The sequence below is a fragment of the Dokdonella koreensis DS-123 genome (assembly GCF_001632775.1).
Taxonomy (GTDB): Bacteria; Pseudomonadota; Gammaproteobacteria; order Xanthomonadales; family Rhodanobacteraceae; genus Dokdonella; species Dokdonella koreensis.
The window spans coordinates 2,410,067-2,432,783 of the sequence record NZ_CP015249.1; the positions used below are offsets into that span (position 1 = coordinate 2,410,067).

The 22,717-nt window shown below is 69.7% G+C and carries 14 protein-coding genes; 7 read left to right on the plus strand and 7 right to left on the minus strand.

The genetic code is table 11. The annotated features are described in order from the left end of the window. Nucleotides 1-112: 112 nt before the first annotated feature. The 6 genes from I596_RS09825 to I596_RS09850 form a co-directional block, all read right to left on the minus strand. Nucleotides 113-2,392, minus strand: a complete 2,280-nt coding sequence (locus tag I596_RS09825) for a hypothetical protein (protein ID WP_223303805.1) — start codon at nt 2,390-2,392, stop codon at nt 113-115. 71 nt (nt 2,393-2,463) lie between these two features. Beyond that, a complete protein-coding gene (locus I596_RS09830) occupies nt 2,464-4,737 on the minus strand; it encodes a type IV pilus secretin PilQ (protein WP_223303806.1) in 2,274 nt (757 codons plus the stop codon). A 22-nt stretch (nt 4,738-4,759) separates the two neighbouring features. After that, on the minus strand, nt 4,760-5,293 hold the full coding sequence (locus I596_RS09835) for a pilus assembly protein PilP (protein ID WP_067647125.1): 534 nt from the start codon (nt 5,291-5,293) through the stop codon (nt 4,760-4,762). 1 nt (nt 5,294) lies between these two features. Next, on the minus strand, nt 5,295-6,017 hold the full coding sequence (locus I596_RS09840; RefSeq protein ID WP_067647128.1) for a type IV pilus inner membrane component PilO: 723 nt from the start codon (nt 6,015-6,017) through the stop codon (nt 5,295-5,297). Then, nucleotides 6,014-6,778 (minus strand): PilN domain-containing protein, encoded by a 765-nt coding sequence (locus I596_RS09845; RefSeq protein WP_067647130.1) that lies wholly within the window; start codon nt 6,776-6,778, stop codon nt 6,014-6,016. The genes I596_RS09840 and I596_RS09845 overlap by 4 nt, the downstream gene beginning before the upstream one ends. Further along, nucleotides 6,778-7,836, minus strand: a complete 1,059-nt coding sequence (locus I596_RS09850) for a pilus assembly protein PilM (protein WP_067647133.1) — start codon at nt 7,834-7,836, stop codon at nt 6,778-6,780. Before I596_RS09850 ends, I596_RS09845 begins: the two co-directional genes overlap by 1 nt. 237 nt (nt 7,837-8,073) lie before the next feature. Between I596_RS09850 and I596_RS09855 the strand changes: the two genes are divergently transcribed. From I596_RS09855 to I596_RS09865, 3 genes are all read left to right on the plus strand, one after another. After that, a complete protein-coding gene (locus tag I596_RS09855; RefSeq protein ID WP_067647136.1) occupies nt 8,074-10,551 on the plus strand; it encodes a penicillin-binding protein 1A in 2,478 nt (825 codons plus the stop codon). A gap of 27 nt (nt 10,552-10,578) precedes the next feature. Beyond that, nucleotides 10,579-11,214: a hypothetical protein gene (locus I596_RS09860; RefSeq protein ID WP_067647139.1), complete on the plus strand. Its 636-nt coding sequence runs from the start codon at nt 10,579-10,581 to the stop codon at nt 11,212-11,214. A 154-nt stretch (nt 11,215-11,368) separates the two neighbouring features. Next, the gene (locus I596_RS09865) at nt 11,369-13,075 is read left to right on the plus strand and encodes a PQQ-dependent sugar dehydrogenase (RefSeq protein ID WP_067647142.1); all 1,707 of its coding nucleotides are present in this window, start codon (nt 11,369-11,371) and stop codon (nt 13,073-13,075) included. A 24-nt stretch (nt 13,076-13,099) separates the two neighbouring features. On the opposite strand, the gene I596_RS09870 is transcribed toward I596_RS09865, so the two are convergent. Continuing rightward, on the minus strand, nt 13,100-14,410 hold the full coding sequence (locus I596_RS09870; protein ID WP_067651718.1) for a NupC/NupG family nucleoside CNT transporter: 1,311 nt from the start codon (nt 14,408-14,410) through the stop codon (nt 13,100-13,102). Nucleotides 14,411-14,645: 235 nt separating this feature from the next. Here I596_RS09870 and gltB point away from each other — a divergent pair, with 235 nt between their 5' ends. From gltB to gfa, 4 genes are all read left to right on the plus strand, one after another. After that, nucleotides 14,646-19,112: a glutamate synthase large subunit gene (gene gltB / locus I596_RS09875; RefSeq protein WP_067647144.1), complete on the plus strand. Its 4,467-nt coding sequence runs from the start codon at nt 14,646-14,648 to the stop codon at nt 19,110-19,112. Continuing rightward, nucleotides 19,109-20,533 (plus strand): FAD-dependent oxidoreductase, encoded by a 1,425-nt coding sequence (locus I596_RS09880; protein ID WP_067647147.1) that lies wholly within the window; start codon nt 19,109-19,111, stop codon nt 20,531-20,533. The genes gltB and I596_RS09880 overlap by 4 nt, the downstream gene beginning before the upstream one ends. Before the next feature lie 317 nt (nt 20,534-20,850). Then, nucleotides 20,851-21,963 (plus strand): S-(hydroxymethyl)glutathione dehydrogenase/class III alcohol dehydrogenase, encoded by a 1,113-nt coding sequence (locus I596_RS09885; protein ID WP_067647149.1) that lies wholly within the window; start codon nt 20,851-20,853, stop codon nt 21,961-21,963. Between the two features lie 105 nt (nt 21,964-22,068). Further along, complete coding sequence (gene gfa, locus I596_RS09890; protein WP_067647152.1) at nt 22,069-22,641, plus strand: S-(hydroxymethyl)glutathione synthase; 573 nt, start codon at nt 22,069-22,071, stop codon at nt 22,639-22,641. Nucleotides 22,642-22,717 lie beyond the last annotated feature (76 nt).

Genomic DNA, 22,717 nt, shown 5'->3' on the forward strand with positions numbered 1-22,717 from the left:
CCCGGCCCGGCGACGGGGCGCGGCCGCGGGCCGCCGCGCCGATCGCCGACGGGCCCCATAAAAAAAGGGGCTGCTCGCGCAGCCCCTTTTCGTCTATTGCTTCGTATCCGGCCTACGGTGCCGAGCAACCGCCCGGCGGCGGGCTCCAGCCACCGGTGGCCGAGCGCACCGGGACGATGACGCTGCGCGTCGTGCCGGTTGCCGTGAACGTGCACTGGCCGTCCCCGGTCAGCGCCGCATTGACCGTGACGTTGAACGAGGCGACGCCGTCGGTGCCGGTCGCCAGGCTGCCCGGCGCCACCGTGATGCCGGTCGAGCAGGTGCCCGCGACGTTGACGTTGGCGATCGGAGCGCCGCCCTGGTCGATCGCACGGATCGCGACCGGCGCGGTGTACGGCACGCAGTTGACCGCCAGCGCATTCGGCGAGGCCTGCAGCGCGGCGAGCTGGACGATGATGTCGATCGTCGTGCTGGCACCGGCGCCGGTGAACACGATCTGCCCGCTGTTGCCGCTCAGCGTCGACACCGGCAGGCCGCTGGTGACGACGTTGCCGTCGACGCAGCCGTCGGCATCGGTGGTACGGGCGAGCAGGCCGTTGGAGGCCACGCCGTCGATCGAGCCGGTACCCTGCAAGCCCTGGAACGCGAAGCCGACCGGGAAGCCGCGCAGCGGGATGCCGAGCGCATCGGTCAGGCAGACCGTGACCGTCTGCGGGACGTTGCCGCGGATCGGGTTCGGGAAGGCGCTGATCGACGCCGGCGCGACACCCGGATAGGTCAGCGTCACCGCATCGGTCACCAGGCGTGCGCCGCCGGTGACGGTATCGGTGCCGTTGCCCTGTGCCCAGAGCGCGACCGCGTTGCCGACCGAGCGGACGGTGTAGGTCAGCTTGCCGACCGCGACACCCACGTCGTTGGTGGTGGCCGAGCCGGTGACGTTGCCTTCCATCGCGCGGCCGACCAGGTACGGCAGGACCGGACCGTTGTTGACGCTACTGCCGGTGGTGTTGTTGAGGTTGAACACCGGGTTGACGGTCAGGCTGGTCTGGCTGTTGACGCTGCTGACCGTCACCGCGGTTTCCAGATCGGCATTGCCCTGCACGGCCTTGCCGAAGACGACCAGCGCATCGCCCGGTCCCGCGCCGCCGCCGGCGGTCTGGAACTGGCCGGTCGGCGCGACGAAGGTATTGCCGCCTTCGGTCGGATTGCCGTCGTTGCCGGCGATCAGGAAGCGGTTCGCGTTCGGTGTGCCGAACTGGCCGACCGGCGCGTCGACGGCGCCGAAGCGCAGCGTCGTGCCCGGCAGCACCGGGTTGCCCTGGCGGTCGGTGGCGAGCACCGCCACGCGCAGGCTCAGGGTCGAATCCGGATTCGGCGGGATGACCACGCCGTTGTCACCCGGCTCCGGCGTCACGCCACCGTCGACCGGCAGGCTGTTGATCTCGATGCCGGGCAGTTCCGAGGCGAACAGCGGCGAGGTGACCTTCAGCGTGTAGAGCTTGCCGTCGGAGACGACCACCGTGGTCGTGACGCTGAGCGGATCGGCGATGCCGTTGCTGACGTTGTTGTCGGAGCGGTCGGCCGTCGCGCGGATCTGCACCGGCCCCTGGAAGCTGCCGGCCTGGAACGAGACGTTGGCGATGCCGTTGACGGTCGCCGTCGTCACCGAGCGGCCCGACTGCGCGCCGGCGACCAGGCGCCCGGCGCCGGTATCACTGCCGACGATCTCGAAGCGCAGGTTGTCGGCGTTGCTCGGGTTGGCGACGAACTGGCCGCCACCGTCGGTGACGGCGGCGCGGATCATCGAGTTGGTGTTGCCGCCCGAGTTCTCCATGTAGACGCGGTCGGGCGTGGCCACCATCTCGATGTTGGCCGGCATCGTGCCGCCGCCGCTGACGACCGTGAAGGTCAGCGTGCTGGTGACGGTGCGGCTCGTGAGCGGATCGACCGCCGAGACCGTCACGACGGTCGTGCCGGCGGTGTCGCCGGCGGTCACGAAGAACGTGTTGCTGCCGTTGTTGAGCGTCAACGGGAAGGTGACCCAGCGGGTGGTCATCTCGTTGATGTCGTCGGTTTCCGGATCGTCCGGGAACGAGACCGCGGCGACACCCGGATTGCTGGTCGTGACGGTGGCATCACCGCTCGGCGAGGTCAGGGTCCCGGCCGAGTTGCGGAAGCTGATCATGACCGAGGCGGTGTACGGGTTGCCCGGGCTGGTGAGGATCATCTGGGGATTGAGCGGCAACGACGTCGACGTCGCGCTCAGCGTGATCGTGCCGTTCTGCGGCGGGCTGGTCGCGCCGCCGCCGTCGCCGCCGCCGCCACCGCAACCGGCCAGCGTCAGTGCGAGGCCCGAGAGCAGCAATCCCAGGGTCTTGCTGTGAAAGGTCATCATCGTTCTCCGAAATCTCGTTTCGTTCAGAAGCATGTGCGAGCGGCAGCTCCTGCCACCATAGGATTGGTTCATTTCAAGCTGTCGTTGAGGATGCGCGGCGTCACGAAGATCAGCAGCTCGGCCTTGGTGTCGGTCCGCCCGGTCTTGCGGAACAGGTTGCCGAGGATCGGTAGGTCGCCGAGCAGCGGCACCTTGGTCAGGTCGTCGCGCTTCTCGACCTCGTAGACGCCGCCGAGCACCACCGTCTGGCCGTTGTCGACGAGGACGCCGGTGTTCATCTCGCGCTTGTCCAGCTGCGGGACCGAACCGCCGCCGGGCACTTCGATGTAGCCGGCGATCGCGTCCTTCTTGACGTTGAGATTCAGGTAGACACGGTCGTCCGCAGTGATCGTCGGCGTGACGCGCAGCTCCAGCACGGCCTCCTTGAACTGCACCGTGGCGGTGCCGACGCCGCCGGCGGCGGAGTTCTGATAGGTCACGTAGCCCACTTCCTGGCCCTGCTTGATCAGCGCTTCCTTCTGGTTGGCGGTCACGACGCGCGGGCTCGAGACCACTTCGCCGCGGCCTTCGGTCTGCGCGGCCGAAAGCTCCAGATCCAGCAGGTAGTCGGCACCGAGGATCGCCAGACCGAAGCTGCCGGCCGGCGTCGTCGCCGGGAGATTGACGTTGAGGCGGTCGGTCAGCGTCGGCACCGCGATGCCGCCCGCACCGGGCGAGGCCGTGCCCGGGATCGTACCCGGTCTGACCACCGGCAGGCCGCGACCGCCATTGAAGCGGTTGTTGAGCGCGATGTTGCTCATCGCGTCGGTGGCGCGCGACGAGCCGGCGGTCGAGATCACGTTGCCGTGGTTGTCCTCGTAGCCGCCGCTGATGCCGAAGCGGGCACCGAGCTCGCGCGCGAAGCTGTCGGTGGCGATCACGATGCGCGACTCGATCAGCACCTGCTGCACCGGCCGGTCGAGCACGGCGACCAGCTGGCGGACCTCCTGCACCTTCGGCGGGATGTCGCTGACCAGCAGCGTGTTGGTGCGCTCGTCGAAGGTCACCGAACCGCGCACCGAAAGGAAGCCCTGCTGCCGCCCGCCGCCGCCCGAGGCACCACCGCCACCCCCCTGGCTGCCCTGCGCGTCCTTGGTCAGCAGCTCGGCGATGTCCTTGGCCTTGCCGTAGTTGACCGGGATGTAGTCGGAGATCAGTTCCTCCTGCTCCTCGCGCTTGAGGCGGGCCTCGGCCAGTGCCTGCTCGCGCTTGGCGATCTCTTCCTGCGGGCCGACCCAGATGACGTTGCCCTGCAGGCGCTTGTCCAGGCCTTTGGCCTGCAGCACGAGATCGAGTGCCTGATCCCACGGCACGTTGATCAGGCGCAAGGTCACGTTGCCCTGGACGGTATCGGCGACGACGATGTTGACCTGCGAGACCTCGGCGAGCAGGTTCAGCACCGAGCGCGCCGGAATGTCCTGGAAGTTGAAGGTCACCCGCTCGCCGGTGTAGTTCGGCTCGCTGTTGCGTCCCTTGCCCGGGGCTTCCTCGCGCTTGGGCGCGATCTCGACGATGTACTCGCTGCCGGTCTGGTAGGCCATCTGCTCGTACGGCGCCGTCGCCTGGATCTCCATGCGGATGCCGTTGCCGCGCGAGCGCGTCTCGATCGACTGGACCGGCGTGGCGAAATCGATGACGTCCAGGCGCTGCGCCTGGTTCGGCGGCAGCTTCACGTTCGCGATGTTGAGCACGATGCGGTCGCCCTCGCGCTTGAGGTCGGCGGCGATGCCCGGCTGCGAGAAGCTGACGATCAGCCGTCCTTCGCCGGTCTTGCCACGGCGGAAATCGATGTTGGTCAGCTCCGCACCCTGAGCCGACACCGCCTTGGTCGGGTCGGCGAGCGCTGCGGCGACTCCCGCGCCGGTCGCCCCGGCGATGCCATTGTTGACCGCGACGACGAGCGCATTGCCGTTGATGCGCGTCGTATAGGTGGCGGCCCGGTACAGATCCACGACCACGCGGGTGCGGCCACCGGCCTCGACGGCCGAGACGCCGGCGGTCGCGCCGGTGCCGATCTCGACGCGCCGCTTGGCCAGCGCGCTGCGGGTGTCGGGCAGGTCGAGCGCGATCGTCGGCGGCGTGTCGGTCGTGAAGGCGCGCGGGTCGGTGACCGGCTCGGCGAACTTCAACGTGATCTCGACCTTCCCGCCCGGCAGGGCCGTGTAGTCGATCGCCTCGAGCGTGTTCTGCGCCTGCGCCGCGGTCGACGCCACGCCGAGCAGTGCGACCAACCAGAGCAGCCGGGCGCGAACCTTGCGCAACCCCGATCCGCGCTCCGGGTTCATGATGTTTGCCTTGATCATTGCATTACCCCCAACGGGTCGGTCACTTCGTATCGGTCAGCGCCATCGATGCCTGGCGTTCCATCCATCCGCCAACGCCGTTCGGCACCAGCTCGACAAGATCGATCTGGCCCTCGCTCATCGCCGTGATGCGTCCGTAGTTCTGCCCCAGATAGCTGCCGGGCCGGACGCGGTGAATGATGCCGTCCGGGTCCTTCACGAGGCCTTCCATCGTCGCGCCGGAACCCAGCGTCCCCATCATCTTCAGGCCATCCAGCGGGTAGCGCTCGAGCTCTTCCTTGGGCCGGTTCTGGTCCGGCCGCGGCCCGGTGTCGGCCGCCGCCAGCTCTTCCTGCTCCTGCCGGCTGGCACCGAACGGGTCGCGCTGGTCCTGGGCCTTGTACTCGAATGTCTCGAACGTCTTGATGACGGGCAACGGATCGAGCGGCGCGCCCTTCTTGGCCTTTTCCTGCGCGATCCACTGGTCCAGGTCGCCCTGCCCTCCGGCGCAGCCGCCGAGGGCGGCCGCCAGCGCGGCAAGCGCGAACAGGCGCGTCGTGCTGTCGAGGCGGCTCATCTCACTTCCCCCCCGCGGGCTTGGGCGCGGCCTTCGGCGGCGGCGGCTTGCGACCGCCGGCAGCGGCGGCCTTGGCGGCCTCGGCCTGGCTGATCGCGGCCGCTTCGTCGTCGTCGACGTAGCGATAGGTCTTGACGGTGCCTTCGAGCACCAGTTGGTTGCCCGGCCGTGCCGGCTGGCCGGCCGATCGCTCCGCCGGCTTCAGCGAGACGTCGTGGAGCGTCAGGATGACCACGCGCGGCAGCGAGGCGACGCCGCTGATGAACGTGCCGAACTGGTGGTACGAACCGATCATCTTCAGCCGGATCGGCTTCTCGGCGTAGAAGTCCTCGGGCAGGATCTTCTCGCCGCCCGGCTCGAACAGCTCGGTCTCGATGCCGGCCGCCAGCGCCGTCTGTGAGATGTCGACCAGGAGGTCGGGCATGTCGGTCTTGCTCGGCAGCTGGCGCAGCATCTGCCGCAGGATCTCGTTCATGTCCTCGAGCTGCTTGCGCAGGGCCGGCAGGTTGACCACGCGGGACTGCTTCTTGGCGAAGTCCGCCTTCAGCGTGACCTCCTTGCTGGCCAGCCGTTCGAGGTCCTCCTGTTGCGGGCGGATCAGGAACCACCAGCCACCGAGCACGATCAGCGCGATCAGCAGCACGGCGAACAGCGTCTTGACCGGCTTGGGCCAGCCGCCGACGTTGTTGGTGTCGAGGTTGCGGATGTCGTCGATGATGCTCATTGCCCGCCCTCCTTGCCGGCTGCCTTGGGCGCTGCGGCCGGTACCGGCTCCGCGGCTGCCTTCTTGGCCTCGACCAGCTGGCCGGCGGCGTTCTCGAGCTGGGTTCCCAGGTCGGCCTTGGGCTGTGCAGCGGCCGCGGCATCGGCGGCGGGTGCCGCGCCTTCGGCCGGCGCGGCGCCGTCCTGGCCCTCGGGCTTCTGGTCGCCAGCCTTGAGCAGCTTGACGTTCAGCGAGAACACGTTCGGCAGGCGGACGTCGACGATCTCCTTCGTCCCGGCCTTGTTCTCGATCTTCTTGAGGTCGCTGCGCCCCATCCACGGCGACTTGTCGATGTTGCGCATGTAGCTGGCGACGCGGGCGTTCGATTCGGCGTTGCCTTCGAGCGTGAGCATGTCGCCGGACTGTTTGAGGCCGGTCAGGCGGGTGCCGTCGGGAATCGTCTTAACGATCTCGTCGAACAGGTGGACCATCTGCGAGCGGTTGGCCTGCAGCTGCTCGATCGCGTTCTTGCGCGTCAGCAGCCGCGACCGCGTGCGGTCCAGCTCCTCGATCTCCTTAATCTGCTCGTCGAGCTTCTTGATCTCGGTCTGCAGGCGGCTGTTGCGCGCATTCTGGTTGTCGATCCGGGCTCCCATCATCAGGAACCACAGCAGCACCGCCAGCGCGCCGGCGAGGGCAGTGAAACCGAGCAGCGCGTAGAACTCGCGCTCGCGCTGCTTGCGCCGTTCGCTGCGCCAGGGGAGGAGATTGATTCTTGCCATCAGTCGAAGCTCCTCAGGGCGAGGCCGCAAGCGATCATCAGGGCCGGCGCGTCCTGGGCCAGCGCCTGCGCCTGGACCCGGTTGGACAGCGCCATGTTCGACAACGGGTTGGCGACCACGCACGGCACGCCGAGCTGTTCCTCGATCAGGTCCGAGACGCCGGCGATCGACGCGCATCCCCCGGCCAGCACCACCTGGTCGACGCGGCTGTACTCGCTGCCGGCGAAGAAGAACTGCAGCAGGCGGCTGATCTGCTGGACCATCGCCTCCTTGAACGGTTCCAGCACCTCGACCTCGTAGGACTCGGGCAGGCCGCCCTGGCGCTTGGCGAGGCCCGCTTCCTCATAGGAAAGGCCGTAGCGGCGCATGACCTCGTCGGTCAGCTGCTTGCCGCCGAAGACCTGCTCGCGCGAATAGATCGTGCGCTGGTTGCGCAGCACGATCAGGGTCGTCATCGTCGCGCCGACGTCGACGACGGCGACCACGGCATCCTTGGATACGGAGAGCTGGTCGGTGATCAGGCGATAGGCGTTCTCCATCGCGAACGCCTCCACGTCCATCACCCGGGCGCTCAGGCCGCCGAGGTCGAGCGCGGCCACGCGCAGGTCGACGTTCTCGGTCCGCGAGGCGGCCAGCAGGACATTGACCATGTCCGGGTTGTCCTTGACCGGGCCGACCACCTCGAAATCGAGGCTGACCTCCTCGATCGGGTACGGAATGTACTGGTTGGCCTCGACCTGGATCTGCGCTTCCATGTCGTCTTCGCTGAGGTCGGCCGGCATCGGGATGATCTTGGTGATCACCGCGGACCCCGCGACGGCGGCCGCCGCGCTGCGCGTCTTGGCGCCTGAACGGTTCAGCGCGCGGCGCAGGGCTTCCCCGACCGCCTCGACCTCGACGATGTTCTTTTCGACGACGGCGTTGGGCGGCAGCGGCTCGACCGCGTAGTGCTCTACGCGATAACGTCCCCCAACCTGCCCCAGCTGTAGCAACTTGACCGCGGTCGAACTGATGTCCACACCGATCAGGGCCGGTGTTTTCGCAGTGAACAAGCCCACGCTTTTCCCCTTCGTACGCGCCCTTACGAGCAAAAGATGCGCCTCTACATTAAATCGGAGCTCTTACGAATTGGCAACCACGACTTAACGAAACCGTCGATTCCGTGGCAATTCGCAGGCATTTTCAAGGTACCGGCGCTCCCGGGGCCTCCCGCCTGTCGGCGCCGGGGGTGACGATCTATACTCCGTTTGCCGAGCCGGCAACCTTGACTGGCTTCACATCTGCATGTTTCTGGAATGAAAATCCTTTATCGTCTGCTCCGTTACGGCATCTACCTCGCGTTGACTGGAGCCTTGTTCGGGGCCCTGGCGATCGGCGTGACCTATTGGCTGATCGCCCCGCGCCTCCCGTCGGTGGACACCCTGCGTGACGTCCGCCTGCAGGTGCCGCTGCGCGTCTACTCGGCCGACGGCCGCCTGATCGCGACCTTCGGCGAGACGCGCCGGATCCCGGCGCGGATCGAGGAGGTGCCCGACCGCCTCAAGCAGGCCTTCGTGGCGGCCGAGGATGCCGACTTCTACCGGCACCGCGGCATCGACTTCGGCGGCATCTCCCGTGCCGTCTGGCTGATGGTGACCACCGGCAGCAAGCACGTGCCGGGCGGCAGCACGATCACCCAGCAGGTGGCGCGCAACTTCTTCCTGAGCTCGGAAGTCAGCTTCACGCGCAAGATATCGGAGATGTTCCTGGCGATCCGGATCGAGAACACGCTCGAGAAGGACGAGATCCTCGGCCTCTATCTCAACAAGAGTTTCTTCGGCAATCGCGCCTACGGCGTCGCCGCGGCGGCCGAGTTCTACTACGGCAAGACGCTCGACCAGCTGAGCCTGGCCGAATGCGCGATGCTGGCCTCGATCCCCAAGTTCCCGTCCACCGGCAATCCGATCGCCAACCGGCCGCGCGCGCTGATCCGGCGCACCTACGTGCTGCAGCGGATGCTGGAGAACCGCTTCATCGACCAGGCCGCGTTCGCGGCCGCGGACAAGGAACCGGACCTGTCCTACCCGCACGAGCCGCCGATCGAGCTGGAAGCGCCGTACCTGGCCGAAATGGTGCGCCTGCAGGCGATCGAGCAGCTCGGCAACGACGCCCTGACCGGCGGCTACAGCGTCCACACCACGCTGAAGTCGCAGGCGCAGGAGGCCGCCAACCGCGGGCTGCACGACTCGCTGTTCGCCTACGACCGCCGCCACGGCTGGCGGGGTGCCGAGGCGCACGTCGAGCTGGAACCGGGCGCGGGCAAGACCGAATGGGACCAGCACCTGATCGGCTACCGCGCCATCGCCGGCCTCACCCCCGGCCTCGTCACGGCCGCCGACGCCACGCACGCCACCGTCTACCTCGGCAAGGACGAGACCGCGACCCTCGATCTCGAAGCGGTGGCCTGGGCCCGCCCCTACATCAACGAGAACAGCCGCGGCGCCGCCCCCAAGCGCGTCGATACGGTCGTCACGGCCGGCGACATCGTGCGGCTGGCGCCCGACGACGAGAAAGGCTGGGCGCTCTCGCAGTTGCCCAAGGCGCAAGGCGCGCTGGTCGCGCTCGATCCGGGCGACGGCGCGATCCTGGCGCTGACCGGCGGGCTGAGCTTCCAGCGCAGCAAGTTCAACCGTGCCACGCAAAGCGCACGCCAGCCCGGCTCGAGCTTCAAGCCGTTCATCTATTCGGCGGCGTTCGAGCACGGATTCACGCCGGCCTCGGTCGTCAACGACGCGCCGCTGGTCTTCCCCGACCCCTCGCGCCCGAACGGCCTGTGGGCGCCGAAGAACGACGACGACAGCTTCCGCGGACCGGTGCGCCTGCGCGAGGCGCTCACGCGCTCGATCAACCTGGTCTCGGTGCGGCTGCTCGACGCGATCGGCGTCCGCTACGCGCGCGAGTACTTCACCCGCTTCGGCTTCAACCTCTCGCAGCTGCCGGAGAACCTGTCGATGGCGCTCGGCACCGCCGCCGTCGCGCCGCTCGACATGGCGCGCGGCTATGCGGTCTTCGCCAACGGCGGCTTCCTGATCGATCCCTACTTCGTCCGCGAGATCGTCGACCGCGACGGCGTGGTCGTCTATCGCGCCAATCCGGCGCTGGCCTGCGCCGACTGCCCGGACACGGGCGCCGGTACGGCGGCGACGGCAGCCGTGCCGGCGCCGGCACCGGCGGCAGCCCTGGCCGCCATCGGCAGCGCGCACGCGGCGCCGGCCCCGGTCGCGACGGTCGAGCCGCGCTATGCGCCGCGCACGATCGACGTCCGCAACAGCTACCTGATCACCTCGATGATGCGCGACGTGATCCGCCGCGGCACCGGCTCGGCCGCGATGTCGCTCAAGCGCCAGGACCTGGCCGGCAAGACCGGCACCACCAACGAGCACCGCGACGCCTGGTTCGCCGGCTTCAACGCCAAGGTGGTCGCCGCCGCCTGGACCGGGTTCGACGACTTCAGCTCGCTCGGACGCGGCGAATTCGGTGCGAGGGTGGCGCTGCCGGTCTGGATGGACTTCATGCGGGCCGCCCTGCAGGAGGTTCCCGAGCAGCCGTTCGACATGCCGGCCGGGGTCGTCACCGTCCGCGTGGACCGCGCCTCGGGCGCGCTGGCGTCGGCAGCCGATCCGGATGCGATCCTCGAAGTGCTGCGCAGCGAGGACGTCTCGCGCCTGGCCACCCAGATACGGCCGGTCGAGGAGAACGCCGACCGGCAGCGCGAGGCCTACGACGTCTTCTAGCGTGACCGGCAACCTGGGGTTTTCGTGATGGCCCATCGAGATCGCGTCCGCGGCCCGGCAGACCCCCGCAGCGCGCTGTGGCGCACGATCGCCGTGGAAGCCGCCCGCCTGATCGCCGAAGGCGGCATGCGCGACTTCCGGCAGGCCAAGCTCAAGGCCGGCGCCCGGCTCGGTGTCGGCGAGGAATCGTCGCTGCCGACCAACCGCGAGGTCGAGGACGCGCTGCGCGAGCATCAGCGCCTGTTCCAGGCGGACTCCCAGCCCCTGCACCTGCGCCGCCTGCGCGAGGCCGCGACCGAGGCCATGCGCTTCTTCGCGGATTTCGAGCCGCGGCTGGTCGGGCCCGTGCTCGAAGGCACGGCCGACGCGCACTCGGCCGTGTGCCTCCACCTGCACGCCGACGATCCGGCCGCCGTGCTGGTACGGCTGGCCGAGCGCGGCATCGACTACCGCGAGCGGCAACGGCGCCTGCGCCTGGATCCGAATCACAGCGAAGACTGCCCTGCCGTCCGCTTCGACGCCGGCGATGCACCGATCGACCTGACGATCCTGCCGCTGTCGCGCCTGCATCACGCGCCCCTCGACCGCGTGGACGACCGTCCGATGCGGCGGGCGCCGCTGGCGGTGGTCCAGGCGCTGCTCGACCCGCCGCGCGCGCAGTAGCCGCCGGAGGCCTTCTCCGGTGGCGTCGGCCCGCGTTGCGCACGCGGGGCACGGTCCGCCGCCTGGACATCCCGGCGCCCTCGTCCAGGCCGGCGCGCTTTCGCCGCCGGCGTCTTGGCGCGAGAATCGGCTCGCCCTGACCGGAAGCCCGCCGATGACGTCCCGATCGTTCGCCGCCCTCGCACTGGCGCTGTCGCCGGCGCTCGCCTTCGCCCAGACCTACCCGGCCGGTTTCCGGCAGAGCCATCCGTTGACCGGCCTGAGCGCGCCGACCCAGGCACGCTTCGCGCACGACGGGCGCATCTACGTGGCGGAGAAGAGCGGCCGGATCCTGGTCTTCGACAACCTGCTCGACACCACGGCCGAGCGCGTCACCGACCTGGGTCCGGACGTGCACGACTACCACGACCGCGGCCTGCTCGGCATGGACCTGGACCCGCACTTCCCGGAGCGCCCGTACCTGTACGTGCTCTACACGCACAACGGCGGCCTGTTCGACGACGCGCCGCCACGCTGGCCGGCCACGAACTGCCCGACCCCGCCGGGCGCGACCACGCAAGGCGGCGGCTGCGTCGTGTCCGGCCGCCTCGCCCGCCTGACCGTGGAGAACGGCAAGGTGGTCGCGACCACGCTGCTGGTCGAGGACTGGTACCAGCAGTTCCCCAGCCACTCGATCGGCAGCGTGCGCTTCGGCGCCGACGGCTATCTCTATGCCGGCGGCGGCGACGGCGCCAGCTACAACTGGGGTGACTGGGGCCAGCACGGCAATCCGGCCTGGCCCGACCGGCGCTCGCCGGCCAATCAGGGGGGCGCCCTGCGCGCGCAGGGCATGGAGGTCGCCGAGCAGTACACGGACCGGCTCTGGCTCAACGGCACGATCATCCGCATCGACCCGGCCACCGGTGCCGCGGCGCCGGGCAACCCCGCTGCCGCGCCGCGCGGCGTCGATGCCCAGGCCGCGCGCATCGTCGCCTACGGCCTGCGCAATCCGTTCCGTTTCACGATCCGCCCCGGTACCAGCGAGATCTGGATCGGCGACGTCGGCGCCAACACCTGGGAAGAGATCAACGTCATCCCCGCGGTCGGCGCGGACGCGCAGCTGTACAACTTCGGCTGGCCCTGCTTCGAGGGCCGCCTGCACAACGGCCTCTATGCCGGACGTTCGCTGTGCACCGCGCTCTATGCCGACGGCGACAGCGGCGGGCGCACGCCGGTCTCGCCACCGTGGTACACCTACGCACACACCGGCAGCAACGCGATCAGCGGGCTGGCGTTCTACACCGGCACGCGCTATCCGGCCGACTACGCCGGCGCGCTGTTCTTCGCCGACTACAACGCCAACCGCATCCGCGTCATCAAGGACACCGACGGCGACGGCCTGCCGGACGCCCCGGCCGACGGCACCGCCGCCCTCTTCGCCGACGGCGGCAGCAGCCTGGCGGTCGACCTGCTGACCGGTCCGGGCGGCGACCTGTTCTTCGTCAACGTCGGCGAGGGCCGGCTGACGCGCGTCGCCTACCATGCCGACCCGGAGCAGCCCAATCTCGCGCCGGCAGCGGCGATCGCGCTCGACGCCGGCCAGACCTACGACGGCGCTCCGCGCACGATCGCGTTCACGGCGGCCAACAGCGTCGACGCGGACGCCAAGGACACGCTGACCTTCGCCTGGGACCTGGACGACGACGGCGCGTTCGACGACGGCAGCGCGGCCACCGCCAGCGCTGCGTTCACCAGCATCGGAGACGCTGTCGTGCGGGTGCGCGTCGACGATGGCCATGGCGGCATCGACATCGCGCAGATGACCGTCCGCGTGCGGGACCCGCTGATCTTCGCCGACGGCTTCGAGCCAGCGCCGCGCTGAGCCGCGGATGACGCCGGCGGCCGCTCAGAGGTGGCTGAGCACGCCGGCGATCGTCGCGGTCATGAAGGTCGCCAGCGAACCGCCGAGCACGGCCTTCAGGCCGAAACGCGCCAGGTCCGTGCGCCGGTTCGGCGCCAGGCCGCCGATGCCGCCGATCTGGATCGCGATCGACGAGAAGTTCGCGAAGCCGCACAGCGCATAGGTCGCCACCAGGCGTCCCTGCTCGGTCATCTCCGGCAGGTGCCGGGCCATGTCCACGTAGGCGACGAACTCGTTGATGACGACCTTCTGGCCGATGAAGCTGCCGACCAGGGTGGCATCCTGCCACGGCACCCCGATCAGCCAGGCGAGCGGCGCGAGGATCCAGCCGAACAGCGTCTGCAGCGACAGCTCCACCTCGCGGCCGGCCTGCGCCGTCAGCCAGGCATTGATCGAGCCGCCGTCGCCCCAGCCGTGGGCGCCCAGCCACTGGAACGGCGCGTTCAGCAGCGCGATCAGCGCGATGAACGCGAGCAGCATCGCGCCGACGTTGAGCGCGAGCCGCAGGCCGTCGGCGGCACCGGTGGCCGCCGCATCGATCACGTTGGCGGTGGTCTTCTCGACGTCCAGCTTGACGGTGCCGCGGGTCAGCGGCTCCTGCGTCTCGGGCATCAGGATCTTGGCGATCATCAGCGTCGCCGGTGCCGCCATGATGCTGGCGGTCAGCAGGTGGGTCGCGAAGAACAGCTGCTGGTCCTTGTCCTCGCCGCCGAGCAGGCCGACATAGGCCGCCATCACCGAGCCAGCGATGTGCGCCATGCCGCCGATCATGACCGTCATCAGCTCCGATGAGGTCATCCGCTCGATGTACGGCTTGATCGTCAGCGGCGCCTCGGTCTGGCCGATGAAGACGCTGGCGCAGACGCTGGTGGTCTCGGCGCCGGAGACGTTCATGACCTTGGTGATCAGCCAGGCCATGCCCTTGACGATCAGCTGCATCACGCCGAGGTGATACAGCACCCCGGTCAGCGCCGCGAAGAAGATGATGGTCGGCAGCACCTGGACCGCGAAGACGAAGCCGAACTTCGACACGTCCATGAAGCCGCCGAAGATGAACTCCGAGCCGACCCGGACGAAGTCGAGCAGGCTGACGAAGCCGGTCGCGATCGTCCGGAACACCTCGCGCCCGAGCGGCACCTTCAGCACCAGGGCGGCGAACACGATCTGCAGGATCACGCCGGTGGCCACCAGCCGCCAGCTCACCGCGCGCCGGTTGGCCGAGAACAGCCAGGCGATGGCGATGAGAACGGACAGGCCGAACAGGCCGAAACCGATATGGCCCAAGGCTGCGAGCATCGTCATCTCCCCGAATGATCGGGCCAGCGTAGAGCAGCCGTCGCGTCCGGCGCAAGGCGAGCGGAGGCGGCCGCCTCCGCGTCAACCTGCCGCAGCCCGGCGGCGCCGCCGCGTTTGGATGGCTATTCGGCTTTTTGCCGGACTTTGACGCAATGCACCAACTGTGCTCTAGTCAGAACGCCAGCAACCGCATCGCACCGATGCCCACGCCACGCTCACGGGACGCGAACGCCAGATGACACGTGTACGCTCCAGCGGTCTGTACGACCCCGCCTACGACCACGACAGCTGCGGCTTCGGCCTGGTCGCGAACGTGGAGGGCCGCGCCAGCCGCTGGCTGGTCGAGCAAGGCTATGCGGCGCTGGCGAAGATGGCCCATCGCGGCGGGGTCAACGGCGACGGCATCACCGGCGACGGCAGCGGCATCCTGATCCACCGGCCCACGGCGTGGCTGCGCGCGCTCGCCGCCGAGGCCGGTATCGCGCCGGCAGCCCGGTTCGCCGCCGGCCTGGTCTTTCTCGACCGCGATCCCGAACGCGCCACCGCCGCCTGCGCCTGTCTCGATGCCTGCCTTGCGGCCGAGGGGCTCGTCGTCGCCGGCTGGCGCGAGGTGCCGGTCGCCGACGCACCCTGCGGTCCGCTGGGCCTGGCGCACCGTCCGCGGATCCGCCAGGTCTTCGCCGACGCGCCCGCATCGTTCGACGAGGCGCGCTTCGAGCGCGCGCTGTTCCGTGCGCGGCGCCGGGCCGAGGCGGCACTGGCCGACGACGCGACGTTCTACGTCGTCAGCCTGTCGGCGGCGACGATCGGCTACAAGGCGATGGCCGCGCCGGGCCGGCTCGAGGAGGTCTTCCCTGACCTGCAGCGGCCCGACCTGGCCGCCAGCTGCGTCGTGTTCCACCAGCGTTTCTCGACCAACACGATGCCGAACTGGAAGCTGGCCCAGCCGTTCCGGCTGCTGGCGCACAACGGCGAGATCAACACGATCCGCGCCAACCGCAGCTGGGCCGGCGCGCGCCAGGCGCGGCTGCGCTCGGCGCTGGTCGACTTCTCGGACCTGGGTCCGCTGGTGTCGAGCGACGGTTCGGACTCGCAGAGCCTGGACAACATGCTCGAGGTGCTGCTGGCCGGCGGCATCGACCTGCTGGCCGCGATGCGCATCCTGGTGCCGCCGGCGTGGAACGCCAGCGACAGCATCGACGAGGACCTCGAAGCGTTCTACGAGTACTACGCGCTGCATTCCGAACCCTGGGACGGCCCGGCGGGCCTGGTGATGTGCGACGGCCGCTACGCCGCCTGCACGCTCGACCGCAACGGCCTGCGGCCGGCGCGCTGGACGCTGGCCGACGACGGGCACCTGATCGTCGCCTCGGAAACCGGCCTGTGGGACCTGCCCGAACGGCGCGTGGTGGCCAAGGGGCGCATCGGCCCGGGCCAGATGCTGGCTGTGGACCTCACCGAGCACCGGCTGCTCGACAACGCGGCGATCGACGCGGTCAACCGCACCCGGGCGCCGTTCAAGCAGTGGCTGCGCGAGAGCGTGACCTACCTGGAGTCCTACCTGATCGATCCGGCGCTGGCGGCCGAGCCGTTCCCGCCGGAGATGCTGGCACGCTTCCAGAAGCAGTTCGCGCTGACGCGCGAGGAGCGCGACGTCGTGCTCAAGACGCTGGCCGAGGACGAGGCCGAGGCCACCGGCTCGATGGGCGACGACACCCCGGCCGCGGTGCTCTCGCAGAAGTCGCGCCCGCTCTACGAGTACTTCCGCCAGGCCTTCGCCCAGGTCACCAATCCACCGATCGACCCCTTGCGCGAACGGCTGGTGATGTCGCTGGTCACCCAGATCGGACTGGAGCGCAACATCTTCGATCCGTCGCCGGAGAACGCCCGCCAGGTGCTACTGAACTCGCCGGTGCTCTCGCAGCGCAAGCTGCGCCAGATCCTGGCACTGCCGCAGGTGGCCGACCACCACGTCAAGCTGGACCTCTACTACGACGAGCGCATCGGCCTGGAGGCGGCGCTGAAGCAGCTGTGCGCCGATGCCGAAGCGGCCGTGCGGGGCGGCGCCGTGCTGGTGCTGCTGTCCGACCGCTATCCGGCGCCCGGCCTGCTGCCGGTCCACGCGCTGCTGGCCACCGGCGCGGTGCATGCGCACCTGATCGACCGCCAGCTGCGCTGCGACTGCAACCTGCTGGTGGAAACCGGCACCGCCCGCGACGCGCATCACTTCGCGTGCCTGATCGGCTTCGGCGCGACCGCGGTCTATCCGTACCTGGCCTACCAGACGCTGTTCGACATGAACCGCCGCGGCGAGCTCCGGGGCCTGGAGGGCGAGGCGCCGTCGGAGATCGGCCGCAGCTACCGGCGCGGCATCCGCAAGGGCCTGCTCAAGATCCTCTCGAAGATGGGCATCTCGACGATCGCCGGCTACCGCGGCGCGCAGCTGTTCGAGATCGTCGGCCTCGATCGCGAGGTGGTGGACCTGTGCTTCCCCGGCGCGCCGTCCCGCATTGGTGGCGCCGGCTTCGCCGACATCGAGGCCGAGTACCGCGTGCAGCTGGCCGCCGCCCGCGATCCCAACTACGCCCTGCCGCCCGGCGGCCTGCTCAAGGCGGTGCCGGACGGCGAGTACCACATGTACAACCCCGCGGTCGTCGGCAACCTGCAGGCCGCGGTGCGCAGCGGCGACGCCGAACTGTACCGTCGCTATGCCGACGCCGTGAACGGCCGGCCACCGTCGGCGCTGCGCGACCTGCTGGCGTTCCGCGAGGACCTGACCGCCCTGCCCGACGGCGAGGACGTCGAGCCGTCGGACCGGATCCTCAAGCGCTTCGACTCGGCCGGCATGTCGCTCGGCGCGCTCTCGCCCGAAGCGCACGAGGCGCTGGCGATCGCGATGAACCGGCTCGGCGCCCGCTCCAATTCCGGCGAGGGCGGCGAGGACCCGGCGCGCTACGGCACCGAGCGCATGTCCAAGATCAAGCAGGTCGCCTCCGGCCGGTTCGGCGTGACGCCGGCCTACCTGGTCAACGCCGAGGTGCTGCAGATCAAGATCGCGCAGGGCGCCAAGCCGGGCGAAGGCGGCCAGCTGCCGGGACACAAGGTCAATCCGCTGATCGCGCGCCTGCGCTACGCCAAGCCGGGCATCGGCCTGATCTCGCCGCCGCCGCACCACGACATCTATTCGATCGAGGACCTGGCCGAGCTGATCCACGACCTGCGCGAGGTCAACCCGCGCGCGCTGGTGTCGGTCAAGCTGGTCTCGCACGCCGGCGTCGGCACGATCGCCGCCGGCGTCGTCAAGGCCGGTGCCGACCTGGTCACCGTCTCCGGACACGACGGCGGCACCGGCGCCAGTCCGCTGACGTCGATCCGCTACGCCGGCGTGCCGTGGGAGCTGGGCCTGGCCGAGACGCACCAGACGCTGGTCGTCAACGGCCTGCGCGAGCGCGTGATCGTGCAGACCGACGGCGGCCTCAAGACCGGCCTGGACGTGGTCAAGGCCGCGATCCTCGGTGCCGACTCGTTCGGCTTCGGCACCGGCCCGATGGTCGCGCTCGGCTGCAAGTTCCTGCGCATCTGCCACCTGAACTCCTGCGCGACCGGCGTCGCGACGCAGAACGAGGTGCTGCGGCGCAAGCACTTCCTCGGCGCGCCCGAGATGGTCGAGAACTTCTTCCGCTTCGTCGCCGACGACGTGCGCGCGATCCTGGCCGCCATCGGCGCGCATTCGCTCGGCGAGATCGTCGGCCGCACCGAGCTGCTGCGCCAGATCGACGGCGTCACGGCCAAGCAGCGCCGGCTGGACCTCTCGCCGCTGCTGGCGCGGTCGGCGCTCGCCGAATCGATGCAGGGTGCCTGCGCCGCCGGGCCGCTGGTGCCCGGCCCCGGCGACCTGGTCGAGGCGATCGCCCGCGACGCAGCGGCGGCGGTCGCCGCACGCAGCGGCACGCGCCTGCGCTACGCCGTCGGCAACACCGACCGCGCGGTCGGCGCACGCCTCTCCGGCGAGGTCGCACGCACCTGGGGCGACGCCGGCATGGCCGACGCGCCGGTCGTGGTCGAGCTCGACGGCGCCGCCGGCCAGAGCTTCGGCGCCTGGAACGCCGGCGGCGTGCACCTGGTGCTGCACGGCGAAGCCAACGACGGCGTCGGCAAGGGCATGGCCGGCGGCCGCATCGTCGTGCGCCCGCCGGCCGACGTCCGCTACGCCACGCAGGAGGCCAGCATCATCGGCAACACCTGCCTGTACGGCGCGACCGGCGGCGAGCTGTACGCGGCCGGCCGTGCCGGCGAGCGCTTCGCGGTCCGCAACTCCGGCGCGATCGCGGTGGTGGAAGGCGTCGGCGACCACGGCTGCGAGTACATGACCGGCGGCACCGTCGTCGTGCTCGGCCGCACCGGGCTGAACTTCGGCGCCGGCATGACCGGCGGCATCGCCTACGTCCTGGACCTGGAGCGCGACTTCGTCGACCGCTACAACCACGAGCTCATCGACATCGTGCGGATCTCGCTGGAGGGCATGGAAAACCACATGCAGCACGTCCGCAACCTGATCCGCGCCCATGCCCAGGCCACCGACAGCGTCTGGGCCGGCCGGCTGCTGGAGGACTTCCGCAACATGCTGCACAAGGTCTGGCTGGTGAAGCCCAAGGCCGCCAGCCTCGACGCGCTGGCCGAGGAACTGAGGCGCGCGGCATGAGCGAGAAGACCTTCCCGTTCCTCAAGTTCCACCGCGAGCTGCCGCGCGAGGTGCCGGTGCCGGTGCGCATCGTCGGCTTCGGTGAGATCAACGGCAGCTACGCCAACGGCGACGCCGCCGATCAGGCGTCGCGCTGCATCGACTGCGGCAACCCGTACTGCTCGTGGTCCTGCCCGCTCGGCAACCGCATCCCGCAGTGGCTCAAGCTGGTCAAGGAAGGCCGCATCGAGGATGCCGCCGCCCTGATGCACGAGACCAATCCCCTGCCGGAGATCTGCGGCCGCGTCTGCCCGCAGGATCGCCTGTGTGAGGGCGACTGCACGCTCGAGGAAGGTTTCGGCGCGGTGACGATCGGCGCGATCGAGCGGGTCGTCACCGACGAGGCCCTGCAACGCGGCTGGCGTCCCGCCGTCACCAATGCACCGACCGGCCGGCGGGTCGCCGTCGTCGGTGCCGGGCCGGCCGGGCTGGCCGCCGCCGACCGGCTGATCCGCGCCGGCGTGGCGGTGGACGTGTTCGACCGCTACGAGGAGGTCGGCGGGCTGCTGACGTTCGGCATTCCGCCGTTCAAGCTCGAGAAATCGGTCGTGCGCCAGCGGCGCGAGGTGCTCGAAGGCCTGGGCGTGCAGTTCAACCTGGGCATCGAGATCGGCCGCGACCTCGCCTTCGCGACTCTGGTCGCGGACTACGATGCGGTCTTCCTCGGCACCGGCGCCTACCGCTACGTCGACGCCGGACTGCCCGGCCGGCAGCTGCCCGGCGTGCACGCCGCACTGGACTTCCTGATCGCCAACGCGCGCCGCCTGCTCGGCAGCGCACGCACGGACGATGGGCTGCCGGACCTCACCGGCCGGCGCGTGGTCGTGCTCGGCGGCGGCGACACGGCGATGGACTGCGTACGCACCGCGGTGCGGCTCGGCGCCGCGCGCGTGGACTGCGTCTACCGGCGCGACGAAGCCAACATGCCCGGCTCGCACAAGGAAGTGAAGAACGCCCGCGACGAGGGCGTGCAATTCCGGTTCAATCGCCAGCCGCTGGAAATCCTCGGCGATGCCGGCGGCGTGCGCGGCGTGCGCGTCGCCGAGACCCGCCTGATCGCCGACCGCCACGGCCGCGCGCGGCCGGAACCGGTCGCCGGCAGCGAGGAGGATCTGCCGGCCGACATCGTGATCCAGTCGTTCGGCTTCCTGCCGAGTCCGCCGGACTGGCTCGCCGCGTTCGGCATCGCCACCGAGGCCGATGGCCGCCTGCGGGTCGGCGCGGCCGGCCTGCCGTACCAGACCGCCCATCCGAAGGTCTTCGCCGGCGGCGACAACGTGCGCGGCGCCGACCTGGTGGTCCGCGCGGTACTCGACGGCCGCGAAGCGGCCCGTTCGATCGTCGCCCTGCTCGGCATCAGCGTGCGCGACGCCCTGCTGTAGCCGCCGGCCCACCGGTCTTGCCGGGCCGGTCGCGGCCCGGCGGCCGCGTTCCCGCGCCGCACCGGCCGGCATCGAGCCGCATCCGTCAACCATCCCAGGCGTGGCGCACTGGCCGGCCGCGAGTGTCGCGGATCGGAGACAAAGCCCGGCACAGGTGCTCGCCCGGGCGTCACGAACGGACGCCAAGTAGCTGATGTGAATGGCGTTGTTTGCATGCCGGGACAGTTGGCACGCACAGTGCTGTAGCAATGGCCGTAGCCGGCATGCCGGCTTCGCCGATCGTGTTCATCCGCAAGAATTCCGGAGCTGAGAACGTAATGAAGACAAGAGCCGCCGTGGCCTGGGAGGCCGGTAAAGATCTCCAGATCGAGGAAGTCGACCTCGCCGGCCCGCGCGCCGGAGAGGTCCTGGTCCAGATCGTCGCAACGGGCGTGTGCCACACCGACGCCTTCACGATGTCCGGGGCCGATCCCGAAGGTCTGTTCCCGGTGATCCTCGGGCACGAGGGGGGCGGCATCGTCCGCGAGGTCGGTGCCGGCGTGACGAGCGTCAAGCCGGGCGACCACGTGATTCCGCTCTACACGCCCGAATGCGGCGCCTGCAAGTTCTGCCTGTCCGGCAAGACCAACCTGTGCCAGGCGATCCGCGCCACCCAGGGCAAGGGCCTGATGCCGGACGGCACCTCGCGCTTCTCGTACCAGGGCAAGCCGCTGCTGCACTACATGGGAACGAGCACGTTCTCCGAGTACACCGTGCTGCCGGAGATCGCCGTCGCCAAGATCAACCCGGCCGCACCACTGGACAAGGTCTGCCTGCTCGGCTGCGGCATCACCACCGGCATCGGCGCGGTGCTCAACACCGCCAAGGTCAAGCCGGGCGACACGGTGGCGGTCTTCGGCCTCGGCGGCATCGGCCTGTCCTGCGTGCAGGGCGCGGTGATGGCCAAGGCCTCGCGGATCATCGCGGTCGACATGAATCCGTCGAAGTGGGAGATGGCCAAGGCGCTGGGCGCGACCGATTTCGTCAATCCCAGGGACTACCCGGACACGCCGATCCAGCAGGTCATCGTCGACCTGACCGACGGCGGCGTGGACTTCTCGTTCGAGTGCATCGGCAACGTCAACGTGATGCGCTCCGCGCTGGAGTGCTGCCACAAGGGCTGGGGCGAGTCGGTGATCATCGGCGTCGCCGGCGCGGGCCAGGAGATCTCGACCCGGCCGTTCCAACTGGTCACCGGACGCGTCTGGCGCGGCTCGGCGTTCGGCGGCGTCAAGGGACGCTCGCAGCTGCCCGGCTATGTCGATCGCTACCTCGCCGGCGAGATCAAGATCGACGAGTTCGTCACCGAGGTGCTGCCGCTCGAGGAGATCAACGAGGCATTCCACCTGATGCACGAAGGCAAGGTGATCCGCTCGGTCATCAAATACTGAACGCGCGCGACGAAGGCCGGCGCCGCGCGGCGCCGGCCCCGTCGACCGACGCCCCGCGAACGAAAACCACCACGCACCGCAAGAACCACGAAAGAGGGAGCCACCATGACAGTTTCAATCCACCCGTCGGTCGACAACGGCATCAAGCCGGCTGCGGAGAACTTCGCCGGCGGCACGCTGGTCTGCAAGTGCACGCAGAACCCGGTCAAGGTGAAGATCGGCGCGCAGACCGCGCACAACCATGCCTGCGGCTGCACCAAGTGCTGGAAGCCCGACGGCGCGCTGTTCTCGGTCGTCGCGGTGGTTTCGCGCGATGCCGTCAGCGTCGTCGAGAACGGCGACAAGCTCAAGATCGTCGACCCTTCCGCGACGATCCAGCGCCACGCCTGCACCGGCTGCGGCGTGCACATGTACGGACGCATCGAGAACAAGAACCACCCGTTCTACGGCCTGGACTTCGTGCACACCGAGCTGTCGCCCGAAAGCGGCTGGGCGGCACCGGGCTTCGCGGCCTTCGTCTCCTCGATCATCGAATCGGGCGCGCGGCCGGAGAACATGGGCGCCGTGCGCGCACGCCTGCGCGAGCTCGGGCTCGAACCGTACGACTGCCTGTCGCCGCCGCTGATGGACGCGATCGCCACGCACATCGCCAAGGCGTCCGGCGTCCTCAAGGACTGAGCGCCGGACCGCTCTCGATGCGCCGGGCCGCGATCGCGCGCCCGGCGCATCGGTTCGTTCACCGGGCAGGATCTTT

What these genes read in the sequence shown, in the direction of transcription:
- I596_RS09825 (WP_223303805.1), bottom strand. Translation starts at nt 2,392, where the DNA reads ATGACCTTTCACAGCAAGACCCTGGGATTGCTGCTCTCGGGCCTCGCA.
- I596_RS09830 (WP_223303806.1), bottom strand. Translation starts at nt 4,737, where the DNA reads ATGATCAAGGCAAACATCATGAACCCGGAGCGCGGATCGGGGTTGCGC.
- I596_RS09835 (WP_067647125.1), bottom strand. Translation starts at nt 5,293, where the DNA reads ATGAGCCGCCTCGACAGCACGACGCGCCTGTTCGCGCTTGCCGCGCTG.
- I596_RS09840 (WP_067647128.1), bottom strand. Translation starts at nt 6,017, where the DNA reads ATGAGCATCATCGACGACATCCGCAACCTCGACACCAACAACGTCGGC.
- I596_RS09845 (WP_067647130.1), bottom strand. Translation starts at nt 6,778, where the DNA reads ATGGCAAGAATCAATCTCCTCCCCTGGCGCAGCGAACGGCGCAAGCAG.
- I596_RS09855 (WP_067647136.1), top strand. Translation starts at nt 8,074, where the DNA reads ATGAAAATCCTTTATCGTCTGCTCCGTTACGGCATCTACCTCGCGTTG.
- I596_RS09860 (WP_067647139.1), top strand. Translation starts at nt 10,579, where the DNA reads ATGGCCCATCGAGATCGCGTCCGCGGCCCGGCAGACCCCCGCAGCGCG.
- I596_RS09865 (WP_067647142.1), top strand. Translation starts at nt 11,369, where the DNA reads ATGACGTCCCGATCGTTCGCCGCCCTCGCACTGGCGCTGTCGCCGGCG.
- I596_RS09870 (WP_067651718.1), bottom strand. Translation starts at nt 14,410, where the DNA reads ATGCTCGCAGCCTTGGGCCATATCGGTTTCGGCCTGTTCGGCCTGTCC.
- gltB (WP_067647144.1), top strand. Translation starts at nt 14,646, where the DNA reads ATGACACGTGTACGCTCCAGCGGTCTGTACGACCCCGCCTACGACCAC.
- I596_RS09880 (WP_067647147.1), top strand. Translation starts at nt 19,109, where the DNA reads ATGAGCGAGAAGACCTTCCCGTTCCTCAAGTTCCACCGCGAGCTGCCG.
- I596_RS09885 (WP_067647149.1), top strand. Translation starts at nt 20,851, where the DNA reads ATGAAGACAAGAGCCGCCGTGGCCTGGGAGGCCGGTAAAGATCTCCAG.
- gfa (WP_067647152.1), top strand. Translation starts at nt 22,069, where the DNA reads ATGACAGTTTCAATCCACCCGTCGGTCGACAACGGCATCAAGCCGGCT.